27 protein-coding genes are annotated in these 24,941 nt (G+C 63.6%); 12 read left to right on the top strand and 15 right to left on the bottom strand.

Annotated features, from left to right (window positions below; genetic code table 11):
• Positions 1-70 precede the first annotated feature (70 nt).
• Positions 71-1,138 (top strand): threonine aldolase family protein, encoded by a 1,068-nt coding sequence (locus FXB40_RS15535; protein ID WP_148773061.1) that lies wholly within the window; start codon positions 71-73, stop codon positions 1,136-1,138.
• Here the strand turns inward: FXB40_RS15535 and FXB40_RS15530 are convergent, their stop codons facing one another.
• Genes FXB40_RS15530 through grxD form a run of 4 tightly spaced genes read right to left on the bottom strand, consistent with a single transcriptional unit; the run spans position 1,139 to position 4,617 of the window.
• Positions 1,139-2,401: a serine hydrolase domain-containing protein gene (locus FXB40_RS15530; RefSeq protein ID WP_187436906.1), complete on the bottom strand. Its 1,263-nt coding sequence runs from the start codon at positions 2,399-2,401 to the stop codon at positions 1,139-1,141. It abuts the gene before it with no gap.
• 1 nt (position 2,402) lies between these two features.
• On the bottom strand, positions 2,403-3,689 hold the full coding sequence (locus tag FXB40_RS15525; protein ID WP_187436905.1) for a serine hydrolase domain-containing protein: 1,287 nt from the start codon (positions 3,687-3,689) through the stop codon (positions 2,403-2,405).
• A gap of 46 nt (positions 3,690-3,735) precedes the next feature.
• Positions 3,736-4,287 carry an O-acetyl-ADP-ribose deacetylase gene (locus FXB40_RS15520; RefSeq protein ID WP_148773059.1) on the bottom strand — a complete coding sequence of 184 codons (552 nt, stop codon included), beginning with the start codon at positions 4,285-4,287 and terminating at the stop codon, positions 3,736-3,738.
• Between the two features lie 3 nt (positions 4,288-4,290).
• Positions 4,291-4,617 carry a Grx4 family monothiol glutaredoxin gene (gene grxD / locus FXB40_RS15515; RefSeq protein ID WP_148773058.1) on the bottom strand — a complete coding sequence of 109 codons (327 nt, stop codon included), beginning with the start codon at positions 4,615-4,617 and terminating at the stop codon, positions 4,291-4,293.
• Between the two features lie 240 nt (positions 4,618-4,857).
• Between grxD and egtB the strand changes: the two genes are divergently transcribed.
• Both egtB and egtD read left to right on the top strand, forming a co-directional pair.
• Positions 4,858-6,156, top strand: coding sequence for an ergothioneine biosynthesis protein EgtB (gene egtB / locus FXB40_RS15510; RefSeq protein WP_187436917.1), 1,299 nt, complete (start codon positions 4,858-4,860; stop codon positions 6,154-6,156).
• Positions 6,157-6,207: 51 nt separating this feature from the next.
• The gene (gene egtD / locus FXB40_RS15505; protein ID WP_187436904.1) at positions 6,208-7,179 is read left to right on the top strand and encodes an L-histidine N(alpha)-methyltransferase; all 972 of its coding nucleotides are present in this window, start codon (positions 6,208-6,210) and stop codon (positions 7,177-7,179) included.
• A gap of 13 nt (positions 7,180-7,192) precedes the next feature.
• Here egtD and FXB40_RS15500 read toward each other — a convergent pair whose 3' ends face one another.
• Together FXB40_RS15500 and FXB40_RS15495 are read right to left on the bottom strand one after the other, a co-directional pair.
• The gene (locus FXB40_RS15500) at positions 7,193-8,386 is read right to left on the bottom strand and encodes a low temperature requirement protein A (RefSeq protein WP_187436916.1); all 1,194 of its coding nucleotides are present in this window, start codon (positions 8,384-8,386) and stop codon (positions 7,193-7,195) included.
• A 38-nt stretch (positions 8,387-8,424) separates the two neighbouring features.
• Positions 8,425-8,661: a BolA family protein gene (locus FXB40_RS15495; RefSeq protein ID WP_015685068.1), complete on the bottom strand. Its 237-nt coding sequence runs from the start codon at positions 8,659-8,661 to the stop codon at positions 8,425-8,427.
• 194 nt (positions 8,662-8,855) lie between these two features.
• Between FXB40_RS15495 and FXB40_RS15490 the strand changes: the two genes are divergently transcribed.
• Together FXB40_RS15490 and FXB40_RS15485 are read left to right on the top strand one after the other, a co-directional pair.
• Entirely contained in the window at positions 8,856-9,215 is a 360-nt protein-coding gene (locus FXB40_RS15490; protein ID WP_148773054.1) for a DUF427 domain-containing protein, read from the top strand.
• Positions 9,216-9,318: 103 nt separating this feature from the next.
• A complete protein-coding gene (locus tag FXB40_RS15485) occupies positions 9,319-10,386 on the top strand; it encodes an alpha/beta fold hydrolase (protein ID WP_246207632.1) in 1,068 nt (355 codons plus the stop codon).
• A gap of 18 nt (positions 10,387-10,404) precedes the next feature.
• Here the strand turns inward: FXB40_RS15485 and FXB40_RS15480 are convergent, their stop codons facing one another.
• Positions 10,405-10,578 carry a DUF1328 domain-containing protein gene (locus FXB40_RS15480; RefSeq protein WP_148773053.1) on the bottom strand — a complete coding sequence of 58 codons (174 nt, stop codon included), beginning with the start codon at positions 10,576-10,578 and terminating at the stop codon, positions 10,405-10,407.
• Positions 10,579-10,762: 184 nt separating this feature from the next.
• On the opposite strand from FXB40_RS15480, the gene FXB40_RS15475 reads away from it, so the two are divergent.
• Complete coding sequence (locus FXB40_RS15475) at positions 10,763-11,953, top strand: acyltransferase family protein (RefSeq protein WP_148773052.1); 1,191 nt, start codon at positions 10,763-10,765, stop codon at positions 11,951-11,953.
• 15 nt (positions 11,954-11,968) lie between these two features.
• Here the strand turns inward: FXB40_RS15475 and purL are convergent, their stop codons facing one another.
• The gene (purL, locus tag FXB40_RS15470; protein ID WP_148773051.1) at positions 11,969-14,179 is read right to left on the bottom strand and encodes a phosphoribosylformylglycinamidine synthase subunit PurL; all 2,211 of its coding nucleotides are present in this window, start codon (positions 14,177-14,179) and stop codon (positions 11,969-11,971) included.
• 185 nt (positions 14,180-14,364) lie between these two features.
• Between purL and FXB40_RS15465 the strand changes: the two genes are divergently transcribed.
• On the top strand, positions 14,365-14,826 hold the full coding sequence (locus FXB40_RS15465) for a PaaI family thioesterase (RefSeq protein ID WP_187436903.1): 462 nt from the start codon (positions 14,365-14,367) through the stop codon (positions 14,824-14,826).
• Between the two features lie 7 nt (positions 14,827-14,833).
• On the opposite strand, the gene FXB40_RS15460 is transcribed toward FXB40_RS15465, so the two are convergent.
• The 3 genes from FXB40_RS15460 to purQ form a co-directional block, all read right to left on the bottom strand.
• Positions 14,834-15,571: a tetratricopeptide repeat protein gene (locus FXB40_RS15460; protein ID WP_148773050.1), complete on the bottom strand. Its 738-nt coding sequence runs from the start codon at positions 15,569-15,571 to the stop codon at positions 14,834-14,836.
• Positions 15,572-15,771: 200 nt separating this feature from the next.
• Positions 15,772-16,743, bottom strand: coding sequence for a tripartite tricarboxylate transporter substrate binding protein BugD (locus FXB40_RS15455; RefSeq protein WP_148773049.1), 972 nt, complete (start codon positions 16,741-16,743; stop codon positions 15,772-15,774).
• Positions 16,740-17,441, bottom strand: a complete 702-nt coding sequence (gene purQ, locus FXB40_RS15450) for a phosphoribosylformylglycinamidine synthase subunit PurQ (RefSeq protein ID WP_148773048.1) — start codon at positions 17,439-17,441, stop codon at positions 16,740-16,742. Before purQ ends, FXB40_RS15455 begins: the two co-directional genes overlap by 4 nt.
• 167 nt (positions 17,442-17,608) lie before the next feature.
• Here purQ and corA point away from each other — a divergent pair, with 167 nt between their 5' ends.
• Positions 17,609-18,625 (top strand): magnesium/cobalt transporter CorA, encoded by a 1,017-nt coding sequence (gene corA / locus FXB40_RS15445; protein WP_148773047.1) that lies wholly within the window; start codon positions 17,609-17,611, stop codon positions 18,623-18,625.
• A 22-nt stretch (positions 18,626-18,647) separates the two neighbouring features.
• On the opposite strand, the gene purS is transcribed toward corA, so the two are convergent.
• Complete coding sequence (gene purS / locus FXB40_RS15440) at positions 18,648-18,887, bottom strand: phosphoribosylformylglycinamidine synthase subunit PurS (protein ID WP_148773046.1); 240 nt, start codon at positions 18,885-18,887, stop codon at positions 18,648-18,650.
• An 11-nt stretch (positions 18,888-18,898) separates the two neighbouring features.
• Positions 18,899-19,666, bottom strand: a complete 768-nt coding sequence (gene purC, locus FXB40_RS15435) for a phosphoribosylaminoimidazolesuccinocarboxamide synthase (RefSeq protein WP_173015815.1) — start codon at positions 19,664-19,666, stop codon at positions 18,899-18,901.
• Positions 19,667-19,986: 320 nt separating this feature from the next.
• On the opposite strand from purC, the gene FXB40_RS15430 reads away from it, so the two are divergent.
• Together FXB40_RS15430 and purB are read left to right on the top strand one after the other, a co-directional pair.
• Positions 19,987-20,310 (top strand): DUF1476 domain-containing protein, encoded by a 324-nt coding sequence (locus tag FXB40_RS15430; RefSeq protein WP_148773045.1) that lies wholly within the window; start codon positions 19,987-19,989, stop codon positions 20,308-20,310.
• Between the two features lie 92 nt (positions 20,311-20,402).
• A complete protein-coding gene (gene purB / locus FXB40_RS15425) occupies positions 20,403-21,833 on the top strand; it encodes an adenylosuccinate lyase (RefSeq protein ID WP_148773044.1) in 1,431 nt (476 codons plus the stop codon).
• Between the two features lie 62 nt (positions 21,834-21,895).
• On the opposite strand, the gene cynS is transcribed toward purB, so the two are convergent.
• The gene (cynS, locus tag FXB40_RS15420) at positions 21,896-22,384 is read right to left on the bottom strand and encodes a cyanase (protein ID WP_148773043.1); all 489 of its coding nucleotides are present in this window, start codon (positions 22,382-22,384) and stop codon (positions 21,896-21,898) included.
• Positions 22,385-22,690: 306 nt separating this feature from the next.
• Positions 22,691-23,584 carry a LysR substrate-binding domain-containing protein gene (locus FXB40_RS15415; protein WP_148773179.1) on the bottom strand — a complete coding sequence of 298 codons (894 nt, stop codon included), beginning with the start codon at positions 23,582-23,584 and terminating at the stop codon, positions 22,691-22,693.
• 115 nt (positions 23,585-23,699) lie between these two features.
• On the opposite strand from FXB40_RS15415, the gene FXB40_RS15410 reads away from it, so the two are divergent.
• Together FXB40_RS15410 and FXB40_RS15405 are read left to right on the top strand one after the other, a co-directional pair.
• A complete protein-coding gene (locus FXB40_RS15410) occupies positions 23,700-24,452 on the top strand; it encodes an SDR family NAD(P)-dependent oxidoreductase (RefSeq protein ID WP_148773042.1) in 753 nt (250 codons plus the stop codon).
• Positions 24,453-24,497: 45 nt separating this feature from the next.
• On the top strand, positions 24,498-24,881 hold the full coding sequence (locus tag FXB40_RS15405; RefSeq protein WP_148773041.1) for a nuclear transport factor 2 family protein: 384 nt from the start codon (positions 24,498-24,500) through the stop codon (positions 24,879-24,881).
• Positions 24,882-24,941: the final 60 nt, after the last annotated feature.

The raw sequence follows: 24,941 nt of genomic DNA, 5'->3' as shown, positions 1-24,941 counted from the left end.
CCCGGTTCGCCGGGGCCTTTTTGCTTAAGAGCCACACTTCAGTGGCCGCAATGCTTTCAGGAGCCGTCGCATGCTCTACACCCCTCCTCCGATCGATCCCAAGGCGCCGCCGGTGCGCATCAATCTGCTCTCGGACACGCAGACCAAGCCGACGGCTGCGATGCGCGAGGCCATGGCGCGGGCCGAAGTTGGCGACGAGCAGGTCGGCGACGATCCGACCGTGAATGCGCTGTGCGAGCGCGTCGCCGAGCTGATGGGCAAGGAGGCGGCTGTCTACATGCCCTCGGGCACGATGTGCAACGTCACCGCGATGCTGGTGCATTGCCGCCCCGGCGACGAGATCCTGGCACATGAGACCGCCCACATCATCGCCCGCGAAGGCGGCGCGCATGCTGCGATCGGCGGCTTCCAGGTGACGCAGCTCAAGGGCGCCGACGGCCAGTTCACGCCGGAGACGTTCCGCAAGGCCTTGCATCCACGCACGCGCTACCAGCCGACCCAGACGGTCGTCAGCGTCGAGCAGACCGCCAACATCGGCGGCGGCACGATCTGGAAGAAGGCCGCGCTCGACGAGATCGTCGCGATCGCGAAACAACACGGCCTCGTCACCCACATGGATGGCGCGCGACTGCTGAACGCTACTGTCGCGAGCGGCATCTCTCCGCGCGACATGACCGCAGGCTGGGATTCGGCCTGGATCGATTTCTCCAAGGGCCTGGGCGCGCCGATCGGCGGCGTGCTCGCGGGCTCCCGCGCCTTCATCGACGCAGTGTGGCAGTGGAAGCAGCGCCTCGGCGGCTCGATGCGGCAGGCCGGCGTCTGCGCGGCGGCCTGCATCTACGCGCTCGACCATCACGTCGAACGCCTCGCCGACGATCACGCCAATGCACGGGCTCTCGCCCGCGGCCTGTCGCAGATATCGGGCGTCGAGGTGCAAGAGCCCGAGACCAATCTCGTGTTCTTCAGACCTGATGGCGCCGGCGTGCCCGGCGACAAGATGGTCGCCGCACTGCGCCAGCGCGGCGTGACGCTCGCGATGATGGACGGCCGCATCCGCGCCTGCACCCATCTCGACGTCAATGCGAGCCAGATCGAGGAAACGGTCGGCTATATCAGAGAGATCGTGCGCGGGGCGTAATCACCGCCCCATCGCCTGATAGATCAGCGTCTTCAGCGAGAGCTGAATCCGGCCGCGCTGCGACGGGGTCTGCACCATAAAGATCCCGAACAGATCGTCTTCGGGATCGATGAAGAAGAAGGTGCCGCCGACGCCGTCCCAGCGATATTCGCCGAGCGGCCACGACGTCCCTGCCGGCACCGAGGTTCGCACGGCGAGGCCGAGGCCGTAGCCGGAGTTCTCGCCCGGGTAAAAGTTCCTGTCGCGCTCGATGTGGGTTTCGGGACCGACGTGATCCGACGCCATCAAGCCGATGGTTTCCGGCTTGAGATAGCGTCGGCCGTCGAGAGTGCCGCCGTTGAGCAGCATCTGTGAGAAGCGCGCATAGTCGCCGACGGTGCCGACGAGGCCGCCGCCGCCCGACTCCCACCTCAGTGGTTTCCGGGGATCGCGGACCTGCGTCATTGGACTGATCGCGCGATCCTCCGGCATCGGCTCGGCGATGCGCGGCCAGTTGGCGGGATCAGCAACATAGAACGCGGTGTCCTTCATGCCGAGCGGATCAAGCAGCCGCTCCTTCGCAAACTGGAACAGCGATTTCCCCGATATCACCTCGATGACACGGCCGAGCACGTCCGTGGAGTGTCCGTAATCCCAGATCGTGCCGGGCTGTTCGGCGAGTGGCAGCGCAGTGATCTTCGCGACGAGCTCGGCGTTGGTCGAATCCTTGTTGTCGAACAGACCGGCGTCGGCATAGACCTTGTTCACCAGGCCCCCGCCGTAATAGCCGTAAGGAATCCCTGCGGTGTGGCGCATCAAATCCTCGATCGTCACCGGACGATTGAGCGGCTCCAGCTCCAGCGAGATCTTGTTGTCCTCGGCCTTCTTCTCGACGCCGACCTTCATGCCGGCAAAGGCCGGAATATATTTCGAGACGGGATCGTCGATCGCGAGCTTGCCCTCCTCGACCAGCATCATGGCAAGGACACAGGTGATCGGCTTCGACATCGAATAGAGCCGGAAGATCGTGTCCGCGCTCATCGAGATCTCGGTCGCGACATCGCGTACGCCGAAATTCTCGTAATAGACCGGCTTGCCGTGCTGCTGGAGCAGCAGGATCGCGCCCGGAAACTTGCCGGTTGCGATCTCGTTCCTGATGTAATCGGAGACTTTTGCCAGGCCCTCGGGCGAGAAGTTGTGCGCGCGGTTCTCGGGGCCCGCTTGCGCACCGACAACGCCGAACAAAAGGACGAGCGCCGCAATCAGTGCGCGGCGCCCGAACATGTCAATTCTCCATGGCTTCATAGACCAGTTGCTTCAATGTCCGTTGGATGCGCTGGCGTTCGGTCGGGGTCTGTTCCAGCAGCACAAAGAACATGTCCTGCTTGGGGTCGATCACGAAATAGCAGCCGGAGGCGCCGTCCCACTTCAATTCCCCGAGATCGCCGGGCGGCGGCGGTTTTGCGTTGCCGGGATCGGTGCGGACGGCAAGACCGAGTCCGAAGCCGAAACCGTCGCCGGGGAAGTAGAAATAGTCACGACTGACGCCGGAATTCGCGCCGACCTGGTCGGTCGTCATCAGCTTGAACGTCTCGGGCTTGAGAATGGTCTTGCCGTCGAACGTGCCGCCGTTGAGCAGCATCTGCGCGAAGCGCTCGTAATCGGCCATGGTCGTCACCATGCCGCCGCTGGCGAACTGGATCTTCTTGACGACCGTCGGATCGTTGATCCGGCCAACCCGGAAATCGCTATCGTTCGGCACCGGTTGCGCGAGAAGCTTTTGTTTCTCTGGGTCCGTGACGAGGAAGCCGGTGTCGACCATGCCGAGCGGACCGAGCAGCGTCTCCCGCTCGATATCGAGCAGCGGCTTGCCCGCCGCGACTTCCATCACGCGCGCCAGAATGTCGGTGGAATGGCCGTATTGCCACAGCGCGCCCGGCTGATTGTGCAGCGGCAGCTTTGCGATGCGCTCGGCGAACTCGGCGAGGTCGAAATCGCCGGCATAGATATTGGCGTCGCGATAGGCCTTGCGGACCAGGGTGTCGCCATAAAAGCCGTAGGTGACGCCCGAGGTGTGCGTCATCAGATCCTTCACCGTCATCGGCCGGTTTGGCGGCACCAGCTCAAGCGACTTGGTGCCGTCGTCGGCCTTCTTCTCGACGCCGACCTTCACATTGGCGAAGGACGGGATGTATTTCGAGACGGGGTCGTCGAGCTTGATCTTGCCGTCCTCGAGCATTTTCATCGCGGCCACGGCGGTGATGGCCTTGCTCATTGAGAACAGGCGGAAGATCGTCTTGTCGGTGATCGGCGCCTTGCTGACCACGTCCTGCACGCCGAACGCTTCGTGGTAGACCGGCTTGCCCTGCTGCTTGATCAGCACGGTTGCACCCGCGATCTTGCCGGTCGCGACCTCGTTCTCGAAGAACTCGCTGATCTTCGCGAGCTTGTCCTGATTGAAATGCGCGCCGGCCGGAATCTCGTAGGTGCCTTCCGCGCGCGCAAGCGACATTGTGCCAAGCGAAACAAGCGCGCAGCAGACCAAGGCAAATCGCCCAAAACGTAAAATCATATCCCCTCCCCGGAACATGGCCGGCCGGAGTGTACTGACGGCGCCATCAGGCACAAGGGCCGCTGTGTCGCGCGAGCGCCTCGGCATGGAGTTCGGCGCTTGGCTCGGAGAAGCAGCAGAAAACGACGCGATCAACGGATGGCGCGGCCGGCAACATCTCGACCGTCGTGCGGACGGCGATCTCGGCCGCCCGATCGGCTGGAAAACGATAGATGCCGGTCGAAATCGCTGGAAACGCCACCGAGGTCAGCTTGTGCTGTCCGCACAGCTCCATCGCGCGGCGATAGCAGGAAGCGAGCCGGTCGTCCTCGCCGATTGTGCCGCCGTTCCAGACCGGTCCGACGGTATGGATCACATGCGCGGCCCTGAGCCGATAGCCTTTGGTGATCTTGGCATCGCCGGTCTTGCAGCCATGGAGCATGCGGCACTCGGCGACGAGCTCGGGCCCGGCGGCGCGATGGATCGCGCCATCCACGCCGCCCCCGCCAAGGAGCGACGTATTGGCGGCGTTGACGATGGCGTCAACGCCGAGGGTCGCGATGTCAGCAACGATGATGTCGAGCTGCACGCCGCCGATCCGGCGCGTCAGCACCGTCACGGATCAGGCCGCGACCGCGACGCCCTTCTCGGAGAGGAGCTGCTGCAATTCGCCAGCCTGGAACATCTCGCGGACGATATCGCAGCCGCCGATGAACTCGCCCTTCACATAGAGCTGGGGGATGGTCGGCCAGTTCGAGAATTCCTTGATGCCGTTGCGGAGCTCGGCGGATTCGAGGACGTTGAGGCCCTTATAGCCGACGCCGATGTGGTCGAGTATCTGCACGACTTGGCCTGAGAATCCGCACTGCGGAAATTGCGGCGTACCCTTCATGAACAGAACCACGTCGTTCGACTTCACTTCGTTGGCGATGAATTCCGCGATGTTCATATCCGTGTCCTTCTGGGGCAGAGCCCTCACCTATCATTCCGGGCCGGCTCAGCCGATCTAACCCGATACCTGCCTATATATGTAGCCCAAACCGTTGTGCATCCAAAGTAAAATGGCGGCGAACAGGCCCCGGGCGGGCGGTCCGGGAGGCCCCGGCCCCATTGCATGATGGCACGAATATCATCACCGGGGAGGACTTTCATACCGTAACGGAGCCCCTATCTAGGACGAACCTTGGTTTTGGAACCGGGTATCGCCAACAACGTTCTCTTGTCCTGTCTGGAGAAAAACGTGACGAAACAAGCCTCAGCAACGGCCAGTCCGCCGCTTTCGTCACCCTCTTCCGACCAGGGCAGCCTCGCCCAACGGCTCGAGGCCGCCTTTATCGGCGTCCGCAACGAGACCGAGCGCCGGGCCGCACCGCTCTCGCCCGAGGACCAGCAGATCCAGTCCATGCCGGACGCGAGCCCGGCCAAATGGCACCGGGCGCATACCACCTGGTTCTGGGAGCAGTTCTTGCTCGGCGAGCACGCCCCCGGCTACCGGCCCTTCCATCCTGACTTCGCCTTCCTGTTCAATTCCTATTACGTCAGCGCCGGGCCCCGCCATGCCCGCAATCATCGGGGCGACATCACCCGGCCCAGCGCCAGCGAGGTCGGCGCCTATCGCAGCCATGTCGATGCGGCGGTGGTCAAATTCTTCCGTGAGGCTGACGAAGGCAAGCTCCGCGCTCTGGCGCCACTGGTCGAGGTCGGGCTGAACCACGAGCAGCAGCATCAGGAATTGATGTTCACCGACATCCTGCACGCCTTCGCGCAGAATCCGATCTATCCGGCCTACGATTCCGACTGGCGCTTCACGTCCGCGACGCGCACCGGCGATGACTGGCTGACGCTCAACGAGGGCATCCACACCGTCGGCCATGTCGAGGACAGCTTTCATTTCGACAACGAGAAGCCTGCGCATCGCGCGCTCGTCGGCCCCGTGAGGGTCGCCCGCAATCTCGTCACCAATGGCGAATGGCTCGCCTTCATGCGCGACGGCGGCTACCGGACCGCAACGCTGTGGTTGATGGACGGCTTTGCCGCGGCCAGCAAGGAAGACTGGCAAGCTCCGGGCCATTGGCGCGAGGTCGATGGCGGATGGCAGGTGATGACGCTCGCCGGCCTCAAGCCGGTCGATCCCGACGCGCCCGTCTGCCACATCAGCTATTACGAGGCCGATGCATTCGCGCGCTGGGCCGGAAAACACCTGCCGACCGAGATGGAATGGGAGGTCGCCGCGCGCGCCGGTCAACTCAACGACGCCTTCGGCATCGTCTGGCAGTGGACGCGTTCATCGTATTCACCCTACCCCGGCTACCGCGCCATCGAGGGCGCGCTCGGCGAGTACAACGGCAAGTTCATGGTCAACCAGCTGGTGCTGCGCGGCTCCTCGCTCGCGACGCCGGACGGTCACAGCCGTGTCACATACCGCAACTTCTTCTATCCGCACCACCGCTGGCAATTCACCGGGTTGCGGCTCGCCGACTACGTCTGAAGTTTCATCCGACGACTAATGCGCGCCGGACAGCGCGTTCAGGAGAGTATCATGAATGTGCACGCCAGCGCTTTGGCCGAAGCCCATCTCCCCGACGAGCAGACGACCGCCTTCGCCCGCGAGGCCATCGAGGACCTCTCGCAGCAGCCGAAAAAACTGTCGCCGAAATATTTCTATGACGCGACCGGATCGGAGCTGTTCGAGGCGATCACGCGCCTGCCGGAATATTATCCGACGCGCACCGAGCTTGCGATCCTGAAGGAGCGCGGCAGCGAGATCGCAAAGATCATTCCAGAGCATGCGGCGTTGGTCGAGTTCGGTGCCGGCGCGACGACGAAGGTTCGCCTGCTGCTCAATCACTGCAAGTTCGCGGCCTATGTGCCCGTCGATATCTCCGGCGATTTCCTGAAGGCACAGGCCAACGGGCTGAAGCGCGATTTCCCCGCGCTTGGCATCTATCCGGTGGCCGCCGACTTCACCACGCCGTTCGAGCTGCCGAAGGCGGTTGCGTCCATGCCCAAGGTCGGCTTCTTCCCGGGCTCGACCATCGGCAATTTCGAGCCGCATGAGGCGCAGGCCTTCCTGAAAAGCGCGCGAGCTATTCTGGGCCGGGGCGCGCAGATGATCATCGGCGCCGATCTGGAGAAAGAGGAGCGCCTGCTCCACGCCGCCTATAACGACGCGGCCGGCGTCACCGCGCGCTTCAACCTCAATGTTCTCGTGCGGATCAACCGCGAGCTCGGCGGCAATTTCGACCTCTCCGCCTTCACCCATGGCGCGATCTACAATCACGCGCGCCATCGGATCGAGATGCACCTGATCAGCCGGAAGAGCCAGACTGTGCGCCTGCTCGGCACCAGCTTCTCGTTCAAGCCGGGCGAGAGCATCCACACCGAGAACAGCTACAAATACAGCCTCGAGCGCTTTGCCGCGCTGGCGCAAGGCGCCGGCTGGCGCGTGCGCGAAAGCTGGACGGACGCGGCAAAGATGTTCTCGGTGCACGCGCTGGAGGCGGCGGAGTAATCACTCCGGCGCTTCAGCGTTCCTCAGCCTCTTCCGGCTTCGATCCCAGCGACACCGACTCCCACACCGCGACGACGATCATGATCACGCTCGTCGCGACCGACAGCCATAAAGGCGAGAGATCGGCGGCGAACCACCACAGCGCCAGCAGCAGGATGATGCCGATGCCGTGGGAGAGCTGGAGGAAGCCGCGAATCGCGTGCTTGAACAGGACGGTGCCGACCAGAAACACCAGCGGCCCGCCGATCGTGCTGACGATGGTGCGGACATCGGAATGGCCGGTCGGGTGCTTCAGCACCAGCTCGTCCGAGACCGCGGTCAGGATGATGCCGGCGACGATCGGCATATGCAGATAGGTGTAGGCGAGCCGCGCCAGCCGGCCGGATTCGGCGCTCTTCGAAATCCACTCGGAGCCAGCCTCGGCACCCTTGTGGAAATAGACCCACCACATCGCGATGCTGCCGACAAGGCACGAGACGAAGGCCAGGATGTTGTCCGCGGTCCAGTCTAATTCTGCGAAGGTCGCGCCGTTGACGACGACGGCTTCACCGAGCGCGATGATGATGAAGCCGGCGCAGCGCTCGGCCATGTGGTTGCCCTCGACCGCCCAGGCCTCCACCGACGAGAAGCCCAGCTTCGGCACCCAAAAGCGCACCGCGGGCGAGACGTATTCGATGGTCAGCGCCGCGATCCAGAACCACAGCCTCTCCTCGCCATGGGCCAGACCGCCGAGGATCCAGAAGATCGCGGAGCCGCAAAGCCAGACCAGGATGCGGATCGCATTGTGCCGCACGGCGGTGCGATGGCGCGGGGTCGCAAACAGCCAGAACGCGGTCCGTCCGACCTGCATCGTTGCGTAGGCGACCGCAAACCAGAGGCCGCGGCCGTCGAACGCGCCCGGGATGGTCGTCGACAGCACGAGGCCGCCGAGCATCATCAGGAAGATCAGGATGCGGACCGGCGTCAGCTCGGGGTTGAGCCAGTTGGTGACCCAGGCGGTGTAGACCCACACCCACCACACCGCCAGGAACAGCAGCGTGACCTCGACCGCGCCAAGCGGCGTGAAGTGGTGCAACAGCGCGTGCGAAATCTGGGTGACCGCGAAAACGAAGACGAGGTCGAAGAACAGCTCGGCATTGGTGACGCGGCTGGGCTGGTTCGGCACGATCACGCGAAACATCGCGCCGCGCGGATTGTCGGCCGCCATCATCGTCCCCGTCGCGTGATCAGGTCAGGCGCAACTTATCAAGTGCCTGGCACGCCGGTTTGCAGCGCCAGCGCATGCAGCACGCCGCCCATCTGGCCCTGCAGGGACCGGTAGACGATCTGGTGCTGCTGGACGCGGGACTTGCCGCGGAAGGATTCCGAGATCACGGTCGCGGCATAGTGGTCGCCATCGCCGGCGAGGTCACGGATGGTCACCTCGGCATCGGGGATCGCTGCCTTGATCATCGCCTCGATATCGTGGGCGTCCATGGGCATTCTGGTCTTGCTCCTTATGTCGGCTTACAGCCTCGGCGTCGAATCGCTTTGCCGGGGTCCCCTCACCGGCAGGGCCAAACTTAGCGTGAACGGCCTTCTACGTCACGCCTTCAGGCACTATATCCCTGATCCCATCAGGATAAAGGCACGACAAAGTGCCGCGCGCGGCAGATCGAACGAAAAGGCGTGAAATCATGAAACTTCCCGGGCCGGACCACCCCATCACCATCACCCAAAACCCCCGGCGCGTCCGCGTCACGGCGGGTGATATCGTGATTGCCGAGAGCACCAAGGCGCTGACGCTGAAAGAGGCCAAATACCCGGCAGTGCAATATGTGCCGCGGGCGGATGCCAACATGGCGCTGCTGGAGCGCACCGAGCGCACCACCCACTGCCCCTACAAGGGGGACGCCAGCTATTACAGCATCAAGGCCGACGGCAAGACGCTCGACAACGCCATCTGGACCTACGAGACGCCGTTCCCCGCGATGACGGAGATATCAGGCCATCTCGCCTTCTATCCCGACAAGGTGAAGATCGAGGAAGTGGGCTAAGCTCACTGGCGCTGTGACGCCGGGGCGATCATCAGGTCGCCTCCTCCCAGTCGACACAAGGCACGAGATGCCGCGCAGGGCCGCACGACTGATTGGGGTCTCGTTGCTGGGATTGGCCGGCCTGTTGATTGTCGTGGCGGCTGCCGGGCTGGGTTTTCGCGCCTATCGCCAGCATGTTGCCGCCGAAACTCTCGCGATCCGCTCCCCCAACGGCGTGCAGGAGGGGGCGTTCGTCGATATCGGCGGCATCAAGCAATGGATTCAAATCCGCGGCGAGGATCGGGATAATCCGGTTCTCCTGTTCGTCCACGGTGGGCCCGGAGGCTCAACCTTGGCAATTTCGTCGGGCTGGCGTCCCTGGGAAAAGCATTTCACCGTGGTGCAGTGGGACCAGCGCGGCGCCGGCCGCACCTATGGCGCCGCCGGAGACGCGCTCGCGCCAACCATGACGCTGGAACGAATGATTCAGGATGGCCTCGAGCTGGTCGAATACCTGCGGGCACATCTGCACAAGGACAAAATAGTCCTGGTCGGGCATTCCTGGGGCTCGTTTCTGGGAATTCACATCGTGAAGCAACGCCCCGATCTGTTTTATGCTTATGTCGGCACTGGACAGGTGGTCGGCAGGGTGACGTTCGAGAAGCAATTCGAGATCACGATCGCGCATCTGCAAGCGTTGGCGCAGTCCGCCGGCAACAGCGAGGCCCAAGCGGAATTGGCACCAATCGTCGCCCGCCCTCTGATCAATCCACAAAATCGATCGGTTGCGGACAAGTGGAGCAAGGCGCTGGGGCTACCTTCCATCGAGAGCCTCCAGTTGGCGGGTCCCGTCCCACCCCCTTTCATGCCGGATTTTTCGCTGCTGGACTGGTACAACTGGCGTAAAGGCATGGCCTTCTCCGCAAAATATCTGCGCGGACGAGAAGGCCCCATGTTCAAGCGCGACGTCGCCGCGCTGGGGCTCGCGTTTCCGATCCCGGTGATCTTCATCGAGGGCGATGCGGACTACAACACACCGGGTGGGCCGGCCGAACAGCTCTTCAATCAGATCACGGCCCCGCATAAGGAATTTGTCTGGATTCGCGGCGGCGATCATTTCATTCCGTTCGATCGTCCCGACGAATTCCTGGCGGAGCTGGTGGCCCGCGTCATCCCGTTCACGCGCAATTGAGCGCAGCGTTGCGGCCCACTACGCCCGGAATATCGTGAGCCCGAGCACCAGCAGCACCAGGAAGATCACAACGAAGATATAGAACAGGAAGCGGGCGATATCGGCGGAGGCGGCGGAGATGCCGGTGAAACCGAGCACACCCGCCACGATCGAAATCAGCAGGAATATCAGTGCCCATTTCAAGATTGTCATCGCCAGCTCCGCGACAGCGGCCACCGCTATCGGTGGCCCTCACCCGTTTCGGAAACGCTAACCGCATCGCGCGGAACTGGTTCCTAAACGCACGACGGAAGGTTGTCGCGGCACAAACTACCCTTGCTGAATCGGGTTCCCGGCGGCAGAGTCCGGCCGGGATGGAAACTAGACCGGGGCGGCCATGAGCACGATCTCACAGTCAGCGACGATTGGCGCCGAAGCGCATGCTGCGCCAAAAAGCAAGACGCGCAACATGTCGCTCGATCGCGCCCGCACCTTCCTGACGCTGGTGGTGCTGCTGCACCATGCTGTCATCCCCTATACCTATTTCGGTCATACCGACCCGAAGTTCTTCTTCGGCTTCGACATGATCGTGCTCGCCACCGACAGCTTCTTCATGGCGATGTTCTTTTTCCTGTCGGGCTTGTTTGCGTGGTCAGGCATCGCCCGCAAGGGAGCGCGGAGCTATTTGGCAGATCGCCTGCTGCGGCTTGGGCTGCCGTTCGTGATTTGCGCATTCACGATCATTCCGCTCGCCTATTACGCGATCTCGCTCCGGCACAATCCCGAGATCGGCTTCTCGGAGTACTGGTGGAATATGGTCACGAAGGGCCCGTGGCCGAGCGGGCCGATCTGGTTCCTCTGGGTCCTGTTCGCCTTCGACGTGGTTGCCTGCGTCCTGCATCGACTGTCACCCAACCTGCTCGATCCGATCAATCGCCTGTCGCTGCACGGCCGCCGCCGGCCGGCGGTGTTCTTCGCGGTCATGCTTGCCGTCACCGCAGCGTTCTATGTTCCCGGGCTGATGTATTTTGGGCCAAGCAGCTGGCTCGAGTTCGGGCCCTTCTCGGTGCAGCACGGGCGCGTGATGCTCTATGCGAGCTACTTCTTTTTCGGTGCCGGCATCGGCGTCGCGAATATGGACCGTGGACTGCTCGCGGCTGACGGCCGGATGGCAAAGGTCAGTTGGGACTGGATGGTCTTGGCGATCGTTCCGTATTGCCTGCTCTGGGTACTGATCTTCATCAAGCGCGAAATACTGGGAAACCCGTCGCCGCTGCCGAACTGGTATGAGGGGCTCTATGCCATCTGCTTCGCTGTCTTCAGCGTGGCCATCATGTTTCTTATCCTGGCCTTCTTCCAGAGGTTCAAACAATCGGGTTCGGCCAAGCTGCTCGATCCGATGCGGGCGGACGCCTTCGGCATGTTTTTGGTGCACTACCCGATCGCGCTTTGGCTGCAATACTGGCTGTTCGACTATGACCTGCCAGCGATCGTCAAGGTGACAGTGGGATTCGTGCTGACAGTCTCGTTCAGTTGGGCGCTGACGCGCGCCTTGCGCCAAATCCCCGGGGCAACGAGGGTGCTGTGAGTTTGTGAAGGCGGCTTACGCCGCCTTCCCGCCCATATAATCCGGCAACCAGCGCTCATGCGAGGTCCGCAAGCTCTCGATCGACACCGGCGCCTCTCCCGCAATCGCGATCGCATCGCCACCGGTGGTGCCGATGCGCACGCAGGGCACCTCGCAGCCGCGCATCTTGGCGAGCACCCGGCCGGCTTCCGTTTCCGGCACGGTGACGAGATAGCGCGCCTGGTCCTCACCGAACCAATAGGCCTGCGAAACAAGCGAACTCGGCGCCGCCAGCAGCTTTGCACCGATGCCGCTCGCCATCGCCATTTCGGCGAGCGCGATCAGGAGGCCACCGTCGGAGAGATCGTGCACGGCGCTCGCGGTGCCCGCATGAATCATGCCGCGCACGCAGTCGCCGTTGCGCTTCTCGGCCGCGAGGTCGACCGGCGGCGGCGCGCCCTCCTCGCGACCGCAGATGTCGCGCAGATAAACGGACTGACCGAGCCAGCCATGGGTGTCGCCGATCAGGAGGATCGCCTCGCCCTCGGCCTTGAAGGCGAGCGAGGCGGACTTGGTGAAATCGTCGAGCAGGCCGACGCCGCCGATCGAGGGCGTCGGCAGGATCGCGCGGCCGTTGGTCTCGTTGTAGAGCGAGACGTTGCCGGAGACGACCGGGAAGTCGAGCGTGCGACAGGCTTCCGAGATGCCCTTCAGGCAGCCGACGAACTGGCCCATGATCTCGGGGCGCTCCGGATTGCCGAAATTGAGATTGTCGGTGATCGCGAGCGGCTTGCCGCCCACCGCGGTGATGTTGCGCCAGGCTTCCGCCACCGCCTGCATGCCGCCCTGATAGGGATCGGCCTCGCAATAGCGCGGCGTGACGTCGACGGTCAGCGCCAGGCCCTTCGGCCCGTCCTGCACGCGCACGACCGCGGCGTCGCCGCCGGGACGCTGCATGGTGTTGCCGAGGATGACGTGGTCGTACTGCTCCCAGACCCAGCGCTTGCTGCACATATCGGGCGTGCCGATCAGCTTCTCCAGCGCCGCACCGAGCGCCATCGGCGCCGGCACTTCGCGCGCATGCACGGTCGGCAGCGCGGCGGAGGGAACATGCGGACGGTCATAGAGCGGCGCCTCGTCGCCGAGCTCCTTGATCGGCAAATCGACCATGACGTCGCCGCCATGCTTGACCACGAAGCGCTTGCTCGGCGTGGTGTAGCCGACCACGGCGAAATCGAGGCCCCATTTCTTGAAGATCGCCTCGGCTTCCTTTTCCTTCTCGGGCTTGAGCACCATGAGCATGCGCTCCTGGCTCTCCGAGAGCATCATCTCGTAGGCGCTCATGCCGGTCTCGCGGGTCGGCACCGCATCGAGATCGAGGTCGACACCGAGGTCGCCCTTGGCGCCCATCTCGACCGCCGAGCAGGTCAGGCCCGCCGCGCCCATGTCCTGGATCGCGATGACGCAATCGGCTTCCATGATCTCGAGGCAGGCCTCGAGCAGCAGTTTTTCGGCGAAGGGATCGCCGACCTGCACGGTCGGGCGCTTCTCCTCGGACTTGTCGTCGAACTCAGCCGACGCCATCGAGGCGCCGTGGATGCCGTCACGGCCCGTCTTGGAGCCGAGATAGACGATCGGCATGTTCACGCCGGAGGCCGCCGCATAGAAGATCTTGTCGGCATCGGCGAGGCCCACGGCCATAGCATTGACGAGGATGTTGCCGTCATAGCGGGTGTGGAAGCGGACCTGGCCGCCGACCGTCGGCACGCCGAAGGAATTTCCGTAGCCGCCAACGCCGGCGACGACGCCGGACACGAGATGCCGGGTCCTGGCGTGCTCGGGCGCGCCGAAGCTCAGCGCGTTCAGGCAGGCGATCGGGCGCGCGCCCATGGTGAAGACGTCGCGCAAGATGCCGCCGACGCCGGTGGTCGCGCCCTGATAGGGCTCGATGTAGCTCGGGTGGTTGTGGCTCTCCATCTTGAAGACCACGGCCTGGCCGTCGCCGATGTCGATCACGCCGGCGTTCTCGCCGGGGCCCTGGATTACCCAGGGCGCCTTGGTCGGCAGGCCCTTCAGATGGATGCGCGAGGATTTGTACGAGCAGTGCTCGTTCCACATCGCCGAGAAGATGCCGAGCTCGGTGAAGGTCGGCTCCCGCCCGATCAGCTTCAGGATGCGCTCATACTCGTCGGGCTTGAGCCCGTGGGCGGCAACCAGCTCGGGGGTGATCTTGGGTTCGTTCTTCATGGATTCGGAGCTTTCGGCGGGCGTTTGGCCGTTCTTAGGAATATCGGGGGCTGACGAAAAGCCCTTTATGGCGCATTTTCCCGCTGTCCCACGTTTTGCGGCCGGGGGGTGCGGGAACAGGAATTGCACGGGACGGACGGATCGGATTTAAGGGCTGAAGACCCGCAATTGAAGGGCCCATTTCCTTGCATGAATTGACCAAAACGGCCTCGCCCCAGCGCCCCGACCTGCACATCGCCACCGAGGGGGAATTCACGGGTTGGCAGACCTGGATCCGCGACAGCTTTGAGAACCATATAGGTCCCTTCTGGCACCGCCTGGAGGCCGATGGCAGCGTCCGTTGCGCCTTTCGGGTCGAAAAGAAGCACCTGAACGGGTCCGGGAACGTTCATGGCGGCTGCTTCATGGCGTTTGCCGACTATTGCCTGTTCGCGATCGGCCGAAATGCCCTGAACAGCAAGGGCGTCACCGTCAATTTCGCCTGCGAATTCCTCGATGCGGGGCACGAGGGCGAGCTGATCGAGTGCACCGGCGAGGTCACCCGCGCCGGCGGCTCGCTGATCTTTCTGCGGGGCGAGATGATGGCCGGCGAGCGCCGCCTGTTCACCTTCTCAGGCACGATCAAGCGGGTGAAGCGGAAGCCGTAGCGCCCCTTCACGCCGAAATCTGCTTCTCCGCGATCGAGAGCCATTCGGCCTGCGCGTCGCGCAGATATTTTGGTGCGCGGCGCATCTGGATCAGCAGCTCGTTGAAGACCAGGCGCGCCTCGGCGGTGCGGCCGACCATTTGCAACAGCATGCCGTAGCGCACCCGCGCTTCGGCGCCCGGAAAATAGCCGGCGACGGCGTGATATTCCTCGAGCGCCTCGTCGAGCCGACCGACCTCGGCGAGTGCGCGGGCATACAACAGGTGCGCGTCGGCGGAGTCGAACTCCGGCCATTGCTTCTGGAGATCGTCCAGCGTCGCGAGCGCATCGGCCGGACGCCTGGCGGAAAATTCCGCTCGCGCCTTCCCCAGGGCATAGATGGGGTCGTGGCCCATCGGCAGCGACAGGATTTGGTCATAGTGCTGCTCGGCCTCACTGAACCGACCGACCTTCGTACACTCTTCGGCAAGCGCCGCGCGATTGGCGATGGTGTCGGTGCCGGCCAGCCGGTCGGACAATTCGCGATAGCGCTTCTCCGGATCGAGCCGGTTGGCGACGCGCTGGCGCGCCTGCCGCGCGCCGGGGCTCGAGAACCATTCGGGAATGAGCTCGACCGCGATATACGCGATCGCACCCATCATCGGCACCAGCAGAATGATGAAAGCCCAGGGCCGCAATCGCCCGGTGCGCGAGGCGTGGTAAATCGGCGTGATATCGAGCAGCAGAACGACCAAAGCGACGGGCATGTGACATCCGAACAGCACAACGACAGCGCAGGCTTCCTGATATCGCAATCGGCGCGACGGAACAACTTTGAGTTGCCCCTCCCCGCGAAAAATCCGCGACGTCGGACGCATGCGCCTTGATGGCGACGAGGAGTCAGTCGCGTCAGACGCGATGGAGGTTCACGAGGCCGCAGCCCAACGCGACTATTGCTTGGGCGCTACTACTTGGCGTCGTCCGCCAGCATCTTCCGGTATTTTTCGACGTCGCGCGTCACGAGTTTTTGCAGAACCTCGGGCGTGTGCTCGTCGGGATCGGGCGCGACGGTCGAGAGCTCAGCAAAACGCTTCTTCACCGCGTCGGTTTCCACCGCGGTGCGCGCGGCGGCATTCAGCCTGGCGATGATGCCCGGCGGCGTGCCCTTCGGCGCGAACAGGCCGTTCCAGCCCTGCGCCTCGAATTCCGGCAGGCCCGCTTCAGCTGATGTCGGCAGATCGGGCAGCGTGGCGAGCCGCACCGTCGAGCCGACCACGAGCCCCCTCACCAGCTTTTCGTTGATCGACTGCGAGACGGAAGCCGCCGCATCGCAGACGCCGTCGATCTGGCCGCCGATCGCATCCGTCAGCGCAGGCGATGCGCCGCGATAGCCGACCAGCGTGGCGTCGATCCCCGCGGCCGTCACGAAACTCTTGCAGATGAGGTAGTTCGACGAGCCGACGCCGGCATGGCCGAGATTGATCTTGCCCGGATTGGCCTTGGCGTAGGCGATGAACTCCTTCAAATCCTTCGCCGGAAAATCCTTGCGCAGCGCGATGATGCCGAAGGTCTTGGCCACCATGCCGATCGGCGCAAACGAGTCCGGCGTGAACGGCAGCTTGGGATAGATCGTGTAGGTCGCCGCATTGGTGCCGGCATTGCCGATGGCGATGGTGTAGCCATCCGGCTCAGCGCGGGAGGCGCGCGCCAGCGCGGTCGAGCCGCCGGCGCCGGCAACGTTCTCGATCACGATGGACTGTCCGAGCGCCACGCCCATCTGCTCGGCCACCGTCCGCGCGATCACGTCCGACGTGCCGCCGGCCGCGAACGGCACGATCATGGTGATCGGATGTTTTGGAAAGTCCTGCGCGAACGCAGCAGTCGCGAACAAGGACGCCACGAACGCGGCGAGCGCACGCTTCACCACGAAGGAGATCACGCGGCCTTTTCCAGATGCGCGGTGAGGCCTGCGAACAGACCGCGACCATCGGTGCAGCCCATGATGTCTTCGACGTGGTTTTCCGGGTGCGGCATCATGCCGAGCACGTTGCCCTTGTCGTTGACGAGGCCGGCGATCGAATGCGCAGCACCATTGATGTTGTGGCTCTCGTCGACCGCGCCGTCGGCCGAGCAGTAGCGATAGAGCACGCGCCCCTCGCCCTCGATGCGCTTGATGGTCTCTTCGTCCGCTTCGTAATTGCCCTCGCCGTGCGCGACCGGCACGCGGATCACCTGGCCGGCATTGTAGCCGCGGGTGAACGGCGTATCCGAGCGCTCGACGCGCAGATGCACGTCCTTGCAGATGAATTTCAGCCGCGCATTGCGCATCAGCACGCCCGGCAGCAGGCCGGATTCGCAGAGGATCTGGAAACCGTTGCAGACGCCAAGCACGAGGCCGCCCTTGGCGGAATAGTCGCGCACCGCGTCCATCACCGGCGCCCGCGCGGCAATTGCGCCGCAACGCAGATAATCGCCATAAGAAAAGCCGCCGGGCACGACCACGAGATCGGTGCCCGCAGGCAGCGACGTCTCGGCGTGCCACACCATCGCAGGCTCGTGGCCCGAGATCAGCCTCAGCGCGCGCGCCATGTCGCGTTCGCGGTTGATTCCGGGAAAGACGAGGATGGCGGCTTTCATGATTCAGGTTCCAACGAGGGTGGGAATCGGGTTGGCCCGCGGGCCAAATCGTGAAGAGACATAGCCATTTGACGGGAATTTTACCAGTGCTAGCCTCGCCGGGCGGCCTTGTACACAGGCCATGGCCACGGCACTCCTGCCCAACGATTTTGCCCGGGATTGAAGCCATGAATGTCCCGTCTCTGCCCGCATCGCAGTCCGAACCGGTGTCCGCCGAGGGCGTCGTCGCCGCCGGCGCCTATGTCGACGGCCGGCGCGTCGCCAACATCGCCATCAGCGAGGCGTCGAGCTGGCGGGCCAAGCCCGGCCATGTGGTCTGGATCGGGCTGCACGAGCCCGACATGGCGCTGCTCGGCGCGGTGCAGAAGCAGTTCGACCTGCACGAGCTCGCCATCGAGGACGCCAACAACGCCCATCAGCGGCCCAAGATCGAGCAATATGGTGAGGCCCTCTTCATCGTCGCGCGCACGGCGCAATTGACCGAGGGCCGCATCGCCTTCGGCGAGACCCACATCTTCATCGGCGACGGCTATCTCGTGACGGTCCGTCACGGCGCCTCGACCTCCTACACGGCGGTGCGCGAACGCTGCGAGAGCTGTCCGCGGGCGCTGGCGCGCGGCGAGGACTACATCCTCTATGCGATCCTCGATTTCATCGTCGACAACTACTCCCCCGTGCTCGAGAGCATTCACGAGGAGGTCGAGGAAATCGAGGACTACGTGCTGTCGAACGCGATCACCAAGGCGCAGATCGAGCGGCTCTACATGTTGCGCCGCGACCTCTTGCGCCTCCGCAATGCCATCGGCCCCCTGGTCGAGGTCTGCCGCCGGCTGGAGCATGACGAGCTGTCGATGGTGCGCCCGGCGATGCAGACACTGTTCCGCGACGTCACCGACCACGTCCGCAACATCCAGGAGCGCATCGATTCCATGCGCGAGGTGCTGGCCTTCGCCTTCGAGGCGAGCCTGCTGGTTGGCCAGGCGCAGGAGACGGCGGTGTCGAAGAAGCTCGCCTCGTGGCTGGCGATCCTCGCCGTGCCCACCGCAGTCGCAGGCATCTACGGGATGAACTTCAAATACATCCCCGAGCTGCAATGGGAGTACAGCTATTTCGTCGTCATGGGGATGATGGCGCTCGCCTGCCTCGGATTGTACTGGCGCTTCCGCCGCGTCGGGTGGCTGTGACGCCAGCGCTGACGCGCCGACGTCAGACGATCTCGACCCGATAGTTCTCGATCACGGTATTCGCCAGCAGCTTGTCGGCGGCGTCCTTCAGCGCGGCTTCCGCCTTGGCCTTGTCGGCGCCGGCGAGCTCGATGTCGAACACCTTGCCCTGGCGGACGCTGGCGACGCCGTCGACGCCGAGCGACTTCAGCGCGCCTTCGATGGCCTTGCCCTGCGGATCGAGGATGCCGGTCTTCAGGGTAACGGTAACACGTGCCTTCACGTTAAATCCCCTTAGCTTTTCACCAGCACCGGGCCGGAGCCCTGCGGACGCTCGTTCTCCATCAGGATGCCGAGGCGTTTTGCAACTTCGGTGTAGGCCTCGAGCAGGCCGCCGAGATCCCTGCGGAAACGATCCTTGTCGAGCTTCTCGTTCGACTTGATGTCCCACAGACGGCAGCTGTCCGGCGAGATCTCGTCGGCGACGATGATGCGCATCATCTCGTTCTCGAACAGCCGGCCGCACTCCATCTTGAAGTCGACGAGGCGGATACCGATGCCGAGGAAAAGGCCGGTGAGGAAGTCGTTGACGCGGATGGCGAGCGCCATGATGTCGTCGATCTCCTGCGGCGTGGCCCAGCCGAAGGCGGTGATGTGCTCTTCCGACACCATGGGGTCGTTGAGCTGGTCGTTCTTGTAATAGAATTCGATGATCGAACGGGGCAGCTGGGTGCCCTCCTCGATGCCCAGGCGCTGCGACAGCGATCCGGCGGCAACGTTCCGCACGACCACCTCGAGCGGCACGATCTCGACCTCGCGAATCAACTGCTCGCGCATGTTGAGGCGGCGGATGAAATGGGTCGGCACCCCGATGTCGTTGAGGTGCTGAAACAGGTACTCCGAGATCCGGTTGTTGAGGACACCCTTGCCCTCGATGACCTGATGCTTCTTCGCATTGAACGCTGTGGCGTCATCCTTGAAGTGCTGGATCAGGGTACCGGGCTCAGGACCTTCATAGAGAACCTTTGCCTTGCCTTCATAAATGCGACGCCGACGGCTCATTGGGATGTACCGTGTTTTGTTGAAATCCATGTATTTGGTGTGCTCCGGTTACCAGGTTACGACCCACAGCGGAGCTGCCGTGAACGGCCTGGACCCCCATCCGAATCCTTGGAAACAGAACGGGAACCAAGCCTTTAGGCAACCTATCCGATTGGCTGTCCCAGCACAATCGATCCGGCCCATCCGACGCTGACTTATACCACCTTGCCTGCGGCTTTACGGCTCGTTGTTTCGCCGATTCGTGCCCCCTATCTAGGCATGCGCACGGGCCCTCGCAACGAGGGCCGCCACGTCCTGCAGCCCAGGGAATTGGAAGACGCATGAGCGAGTTCAACAAGCGCGAGGAAGGCTTTGAGAAGAAATTTGCCCTCGACGAGGAGCAGAAATTCAGGGCGGAGGCCCGCCGCAACCGGCTGCTGGGGCTGTGCGCGGCCGAAAAGCTCGGAATATCAGGCGAAGCCGCCACCGCCTATGCCAAGGAGGTCGTCGCGGCCGATTTCGAGGAGGCCGGCGATGGCGACGTCCTGCGCAAGGTCATGGCCGATTTCGCCGCCAAGAACGTCGCCGTCACCGAACAGGCGATTCGCGGCAAGATGGGCGAGCTGATCGCCGTCGCGGCCGCCGAGGTGAAGGCCGGGAAGTAAGCTTAACAGCAGACGGCGGATGGCCTTGGAAGGCCTCCGCCGCTCGCCCTCTCGGGCTTGCAGCCAGCCCCGGGCAATGCCAAATGGGCGGCATGTCCCAAGATCACATTTCCAACGTTCTCGCCCAACGCTACGCCACGCCCGCCATGCGCTCCATCTGGAGCGGCGAAGGCAAGGTTCGCCTCGAACGCGACTACTGGATCGCCGTGCTGAAAGGCCAGCGCGATCTCGGTATTCCCGTGCCCGATGGCGTGATCGAGGCTTACGAGCGCGTCAAGGACCAGGTCGACCTGGACTCCATCATGCGGCGCGAGCGCATCACCCGCCACGACGTGAAGGCGCGGATCGAGGAGTTCTGCGAACTGGCCGGTCATGAGCACCTGCACAAGGGCATGACCAGCCGCGACCTCACCGAGAATGTGGAGCAGCTGCAGGTCTACCGCGGGCTGCAGCTGATCGAGACCAAGAGCATCGCCGCGCTCATTCGCTTTGCCAAGCACGCCAAGCAATTGCGCGACATGCCGTTCACGGCGCGCACGCACAATGTGGCCGCGCAGGTCACGACACTCGGCAAGCGCATCGCCATGTTCGGCGAGGAGATGCTGGTTGGGCATCAGAGCCTGGTCAACGTGCTCGACACCTATCCCGCGCGCGGCCTGAAGGGCGCGGTCGGCACCCGGCTCGACCAGATCACGCTGTTCAACGGCGACGCCGGCAAGGCGCGCGCGCTCGAACAGCAAATCCTCAAGCACCTCGGTCTGCCCAAGAGCTTCGATGCGGTCGGCCAGGTCTATCCGCGCAGCCTCGACTTCCGCGCGGTCAGCGTCCTCACCGAGCTCGCCAGCGGTCCCGGCAATTTCGCCAAGACCATTCGACTGATGGCGGGCCACGAGCTCGCCAGCGAAGGTTTTGCCAAGGGCCAGGTCGGCTCCTCCGCGATGCCGCACAAGATGAACAGCCGCTCCTGCGAGCGCATCAACGGCCTGCATGTCGTGCTGAAGGGCTATCTCGCGATGGCCGCAGGCCTCGCCGGCGATCAATGGAACGAAGGCGACGTCTCCTGTTCGGTCGTCCGCCGCGTCATGCTGCCCGACGCCTTCCTCGCCATGGATGGCCTGCTCGAGACGTTGCTTTCCGTGCTCGACCAGATGGAAGTGTTCGACGCCGTCGTCGCGACCGAGCTGAACCGTTACCTGCCCTTCCTGCTCACCACCACGGTGATGATGGAAGCGGTGAAGAAGGGGGCCGGCCGTGAAGGCGCGCATGAGGCGATCAAGGAGCACGCGGTCGCGGCCATCCGCGACCTCCGCACCGGCAAGATCGTGCAGAACGACCTGCTCAAGCGTCTCGCCGCCGACCAGCGCCTCGGCCTCAGCGAAGCCGAACTGCAGCGCGTACTCGATCACGGACGTGCCAATTCAGGCGATGCCGGCGCTCAGGTCGACTATTTCGCCGAGCAGGTCGACGCGCTGGCAAAGGCGAAGCCTGAAGCGGCCAAGTACACGCCGGGAGCGATCTTGTAGCGAAGTGTGAGTAGCGAATAGCGAGTGGAACTATCCATTCGCACCTCGCCATTCGCGCTCTCTTACTCTTCCTTGAAGCCGTACTCCGGCACGTTGCCGCTGGCGCCATAATATTTGTACGGCAGGAATTTGCCTGACATCGTGATCTTGACGCGGTCGCCCTTCGGGTTGGCGACGCGCTCGATGCCCATATCGAAGTCGATCGCCGACATGATGCCGTCGCCGAACTCTTCCTCGATCAGCGCCTTCCAGGCCGGGCCGTTCACCATCACCATCTCGTAGAAGCGGTAGATCAGCGGATCGGTCGGCGGCATCGGCGTGCCGGTGCCGCGCATCGGCACCTCGTTGAGCATCGTGGTCTCGCTCTTCGACAGGCCGAACAGCTCGCCGGCATTGGCCGCCTGCGGCTTCGTCAGCTTCATCTGTCCCATGATCGCGCCGACGATCAGCACTTCCGAGTAGCCGCCGATTTTCTCGCAGATATGTTTCCAGCTCCAGCCCTTCTCGCGCTTGATGTCGAGCAGCTTCTCGGTGAGGTCTTCGCGTTTCATGTCGGGGTCTCCCTTGGCCAGGCTAATGTGACGGACGTGCCGTTTTGGGAGGCACGAAACGTGCCAAAAAAAGAGGCTTACGGTTTCGTCCCGCCGCATGATGAAGGTGGAAAATTGCTGGCCGTGGCCCGCACGACATGGACTGCAGTCGAGCGCGAGGTGCAGCGCGGGCGCGGATGACGGTCTCTCTCGGTGGGCAAAGGCGCACAGCGCCGTGCCCACCACTTCTGTCTGAGTTTCGTCGGAAGCAACGGTGGGCACGCTTCGCTTTGCTCACCCTACGAGACCGCTGCCCAAGAGAGCGCCCTACACCAACGTCTTGGAAAACCCCGCCGCGAGATGATCGATCAGCGCGCGAACGGCCCGCGGCAGGCCGCGTCGCGTTGTGAACACGAGATGCACCATGCCGCGGTGACCGCGCCACTCCCTGAGCACATGGACAAGCTTGCCCTGGTCAAGCGCATCCCGACAGAGGTGATTGGGCAGCAACCCAACACCGAGACCGGCGACCGCCGCATCACGCACCGCGCCAAAGTCGCCGCATCCCATGCGCGGTTCGAGCTTGAGAACGCGCGCCTGTCCATCGTCGGTCTGCAGATGCCATTCGACCAGCGCGTCGTTATCTGATGTCGCCAGGATAGGAAGCGCGGTCAGGTCATCCAGCGTTCGCAGCCGGCCTGCAAGCTGGGGGCTTGCAACAAGAATGCGCGTGGAGGTGCCGAGCGATCGCATCGTCAGCGCTGCATCACCCGTGAGTTCGGACCGAATGCGCAAGGCCACGTCGATCCGCTCGTCGATCAGGTCGACCGGCCGGTCGATGGCGACGAGTTGCAGGCGCACCTTGGGATAGCGCGTCAGGAAGCTTGCGATGAGCCCAGACATTTCCGCGACCATGCCGGTCGGGCAACTGAAGCGAATGCGGCCGTGAGGCTCGGCCTGCGCTTGCGTCACCAGCGCCTCGGCCTGCTCGGCTTCAGTCAGGATCGCCCGACAGCGCTCGTAGAAGGCTTGCCCCACCTCGGTGACGCGAAAGCGTCGGCTTGATCGCTCGATGAGGCGCAGCCCCAGGCGCTCCTCAAGACCTGCAATCCGCCGGCTGAGCTTTGACTTGGGCTCGCGCAAGGCACGTCCGGCGGCGGTGAATCCGCCGTGCCCAACCACCTCGGCAAAATAGGCAAAGTCGTTCAAATCGGCCTTCATCGTTCCTCTCATAGAACGCTGAGTACCATATTTCCCGTCTGTTCGCACCATCGTTCCATTGGCATTTACGACGGGCAACGGCGATTTCGCCACGTGCTTTCGAAGGAGACGGACGATGACGAACAGGTTCAACAACAAGGTCGTGGTGGTGACCGGCGGCACGAGCGGCATCGGCCTTGCGACCGCGAAGGCTTTTGCGGCTGAGGGCGCCTCGGTGTTCATCACCGGCCGCCGCCAGGACGCGCTCGACGCTGCGGTGAAATCGATCGGTGGCCGCGTGACCGGCGTGCAGGGCGACATGGCCAATCTCGCCGACATCGACCGCCTCTACGACGCCGTCCAAAAGAAGCACCAGCAGATCGACGTGATCTTCGCCAATGCCGGCGGCGGCGAGTTCGCGCCGCTCGGCGCGATCACCGAGGAGCACTATCAGCGCACGTTCGACACCAACGTGAAGGGCGTCCTCTTCACGGTTCAGAAGGCGCTACCCTTGCTCCGCGAAGGCGCCTCCATCGTGCTGAACGCGTCGACCACCAGCATCTCCGGTACGCCGGCCTTCAGCGTCTATTCGGCAACCAAGGCGGCGGTGCGCAACTTCGCGCGTAATTGGATCCTCGACCTGAAGGACCGACACATCCGCGTCAACGCGGTCAGCCCCGGCGTCACCGACACGCCTGCGCTGAACCATCTGTTCGGTGGCGGTGAGCAGGCGGCAGGCACGAAGACCTATCTCGCGGGACTCATTCCGGCCGGCCGCGTCGGCCAGCCCGAGGAGATCGCCAAGGCCGTGCTGTTCCTGGCTTCCGACGAAGCAAGCTTCGTCAATGGCGTCGAGCTCTTCGTCGACGGCGGCCAGGCTCAAATCTGAAGCGCGCCTGACTCCGGCACAACTTATCGAAATTGGAGACAACCGATGACCCGGACCAATGAATCGGCAGATCGCATCCACGAACTGCTTCACCGCAACCTTCAGGAGGTTTTCGGCGAGGGCGACGCAAAGCGCCGCCGCGCCGCAATCGACGAGCTCTGGACGGAGAACGCCACCCTGTACGTCCCGCCAGGCGTCGTTGTCGGCCGCGACGCGATCGACAAGTTCGCCGGCGATCTGCGGGCCACGCATCCCCACTTCGTCTACACACCGACCGGCGAGCCCCAAGCGCTTCACAACGCCGGACGACTGGCCTGGACATCAGGTCCGCGGGGCGAAGCACCTGATTACACCGGGTGGGACGTCATCATCGTGGAGGATGGCAGGATCGCTGCGCTCTACGTGTTTCTCGACCAGACGGGGAAGTGAAGGCTGATGGTCCGTAGAGCCTGTGAGCCAATTCGTTTGTTTCGGCATTCGGCCAAGGAG

Origin of the sequence: Bradyrhizobium rifense (assembly GCF_008123425.1) — a bacterium.
GTDB lineage: Bacteria > Pseudomonadota > Alphaproteobacteria > Rhizobiales > Xanthobacteraceae > Bradyrhizobium > Bradyrhizobium rifense.
This window is presented reverse-complemented; position numbering and strand designations above follow the sequence as displayed.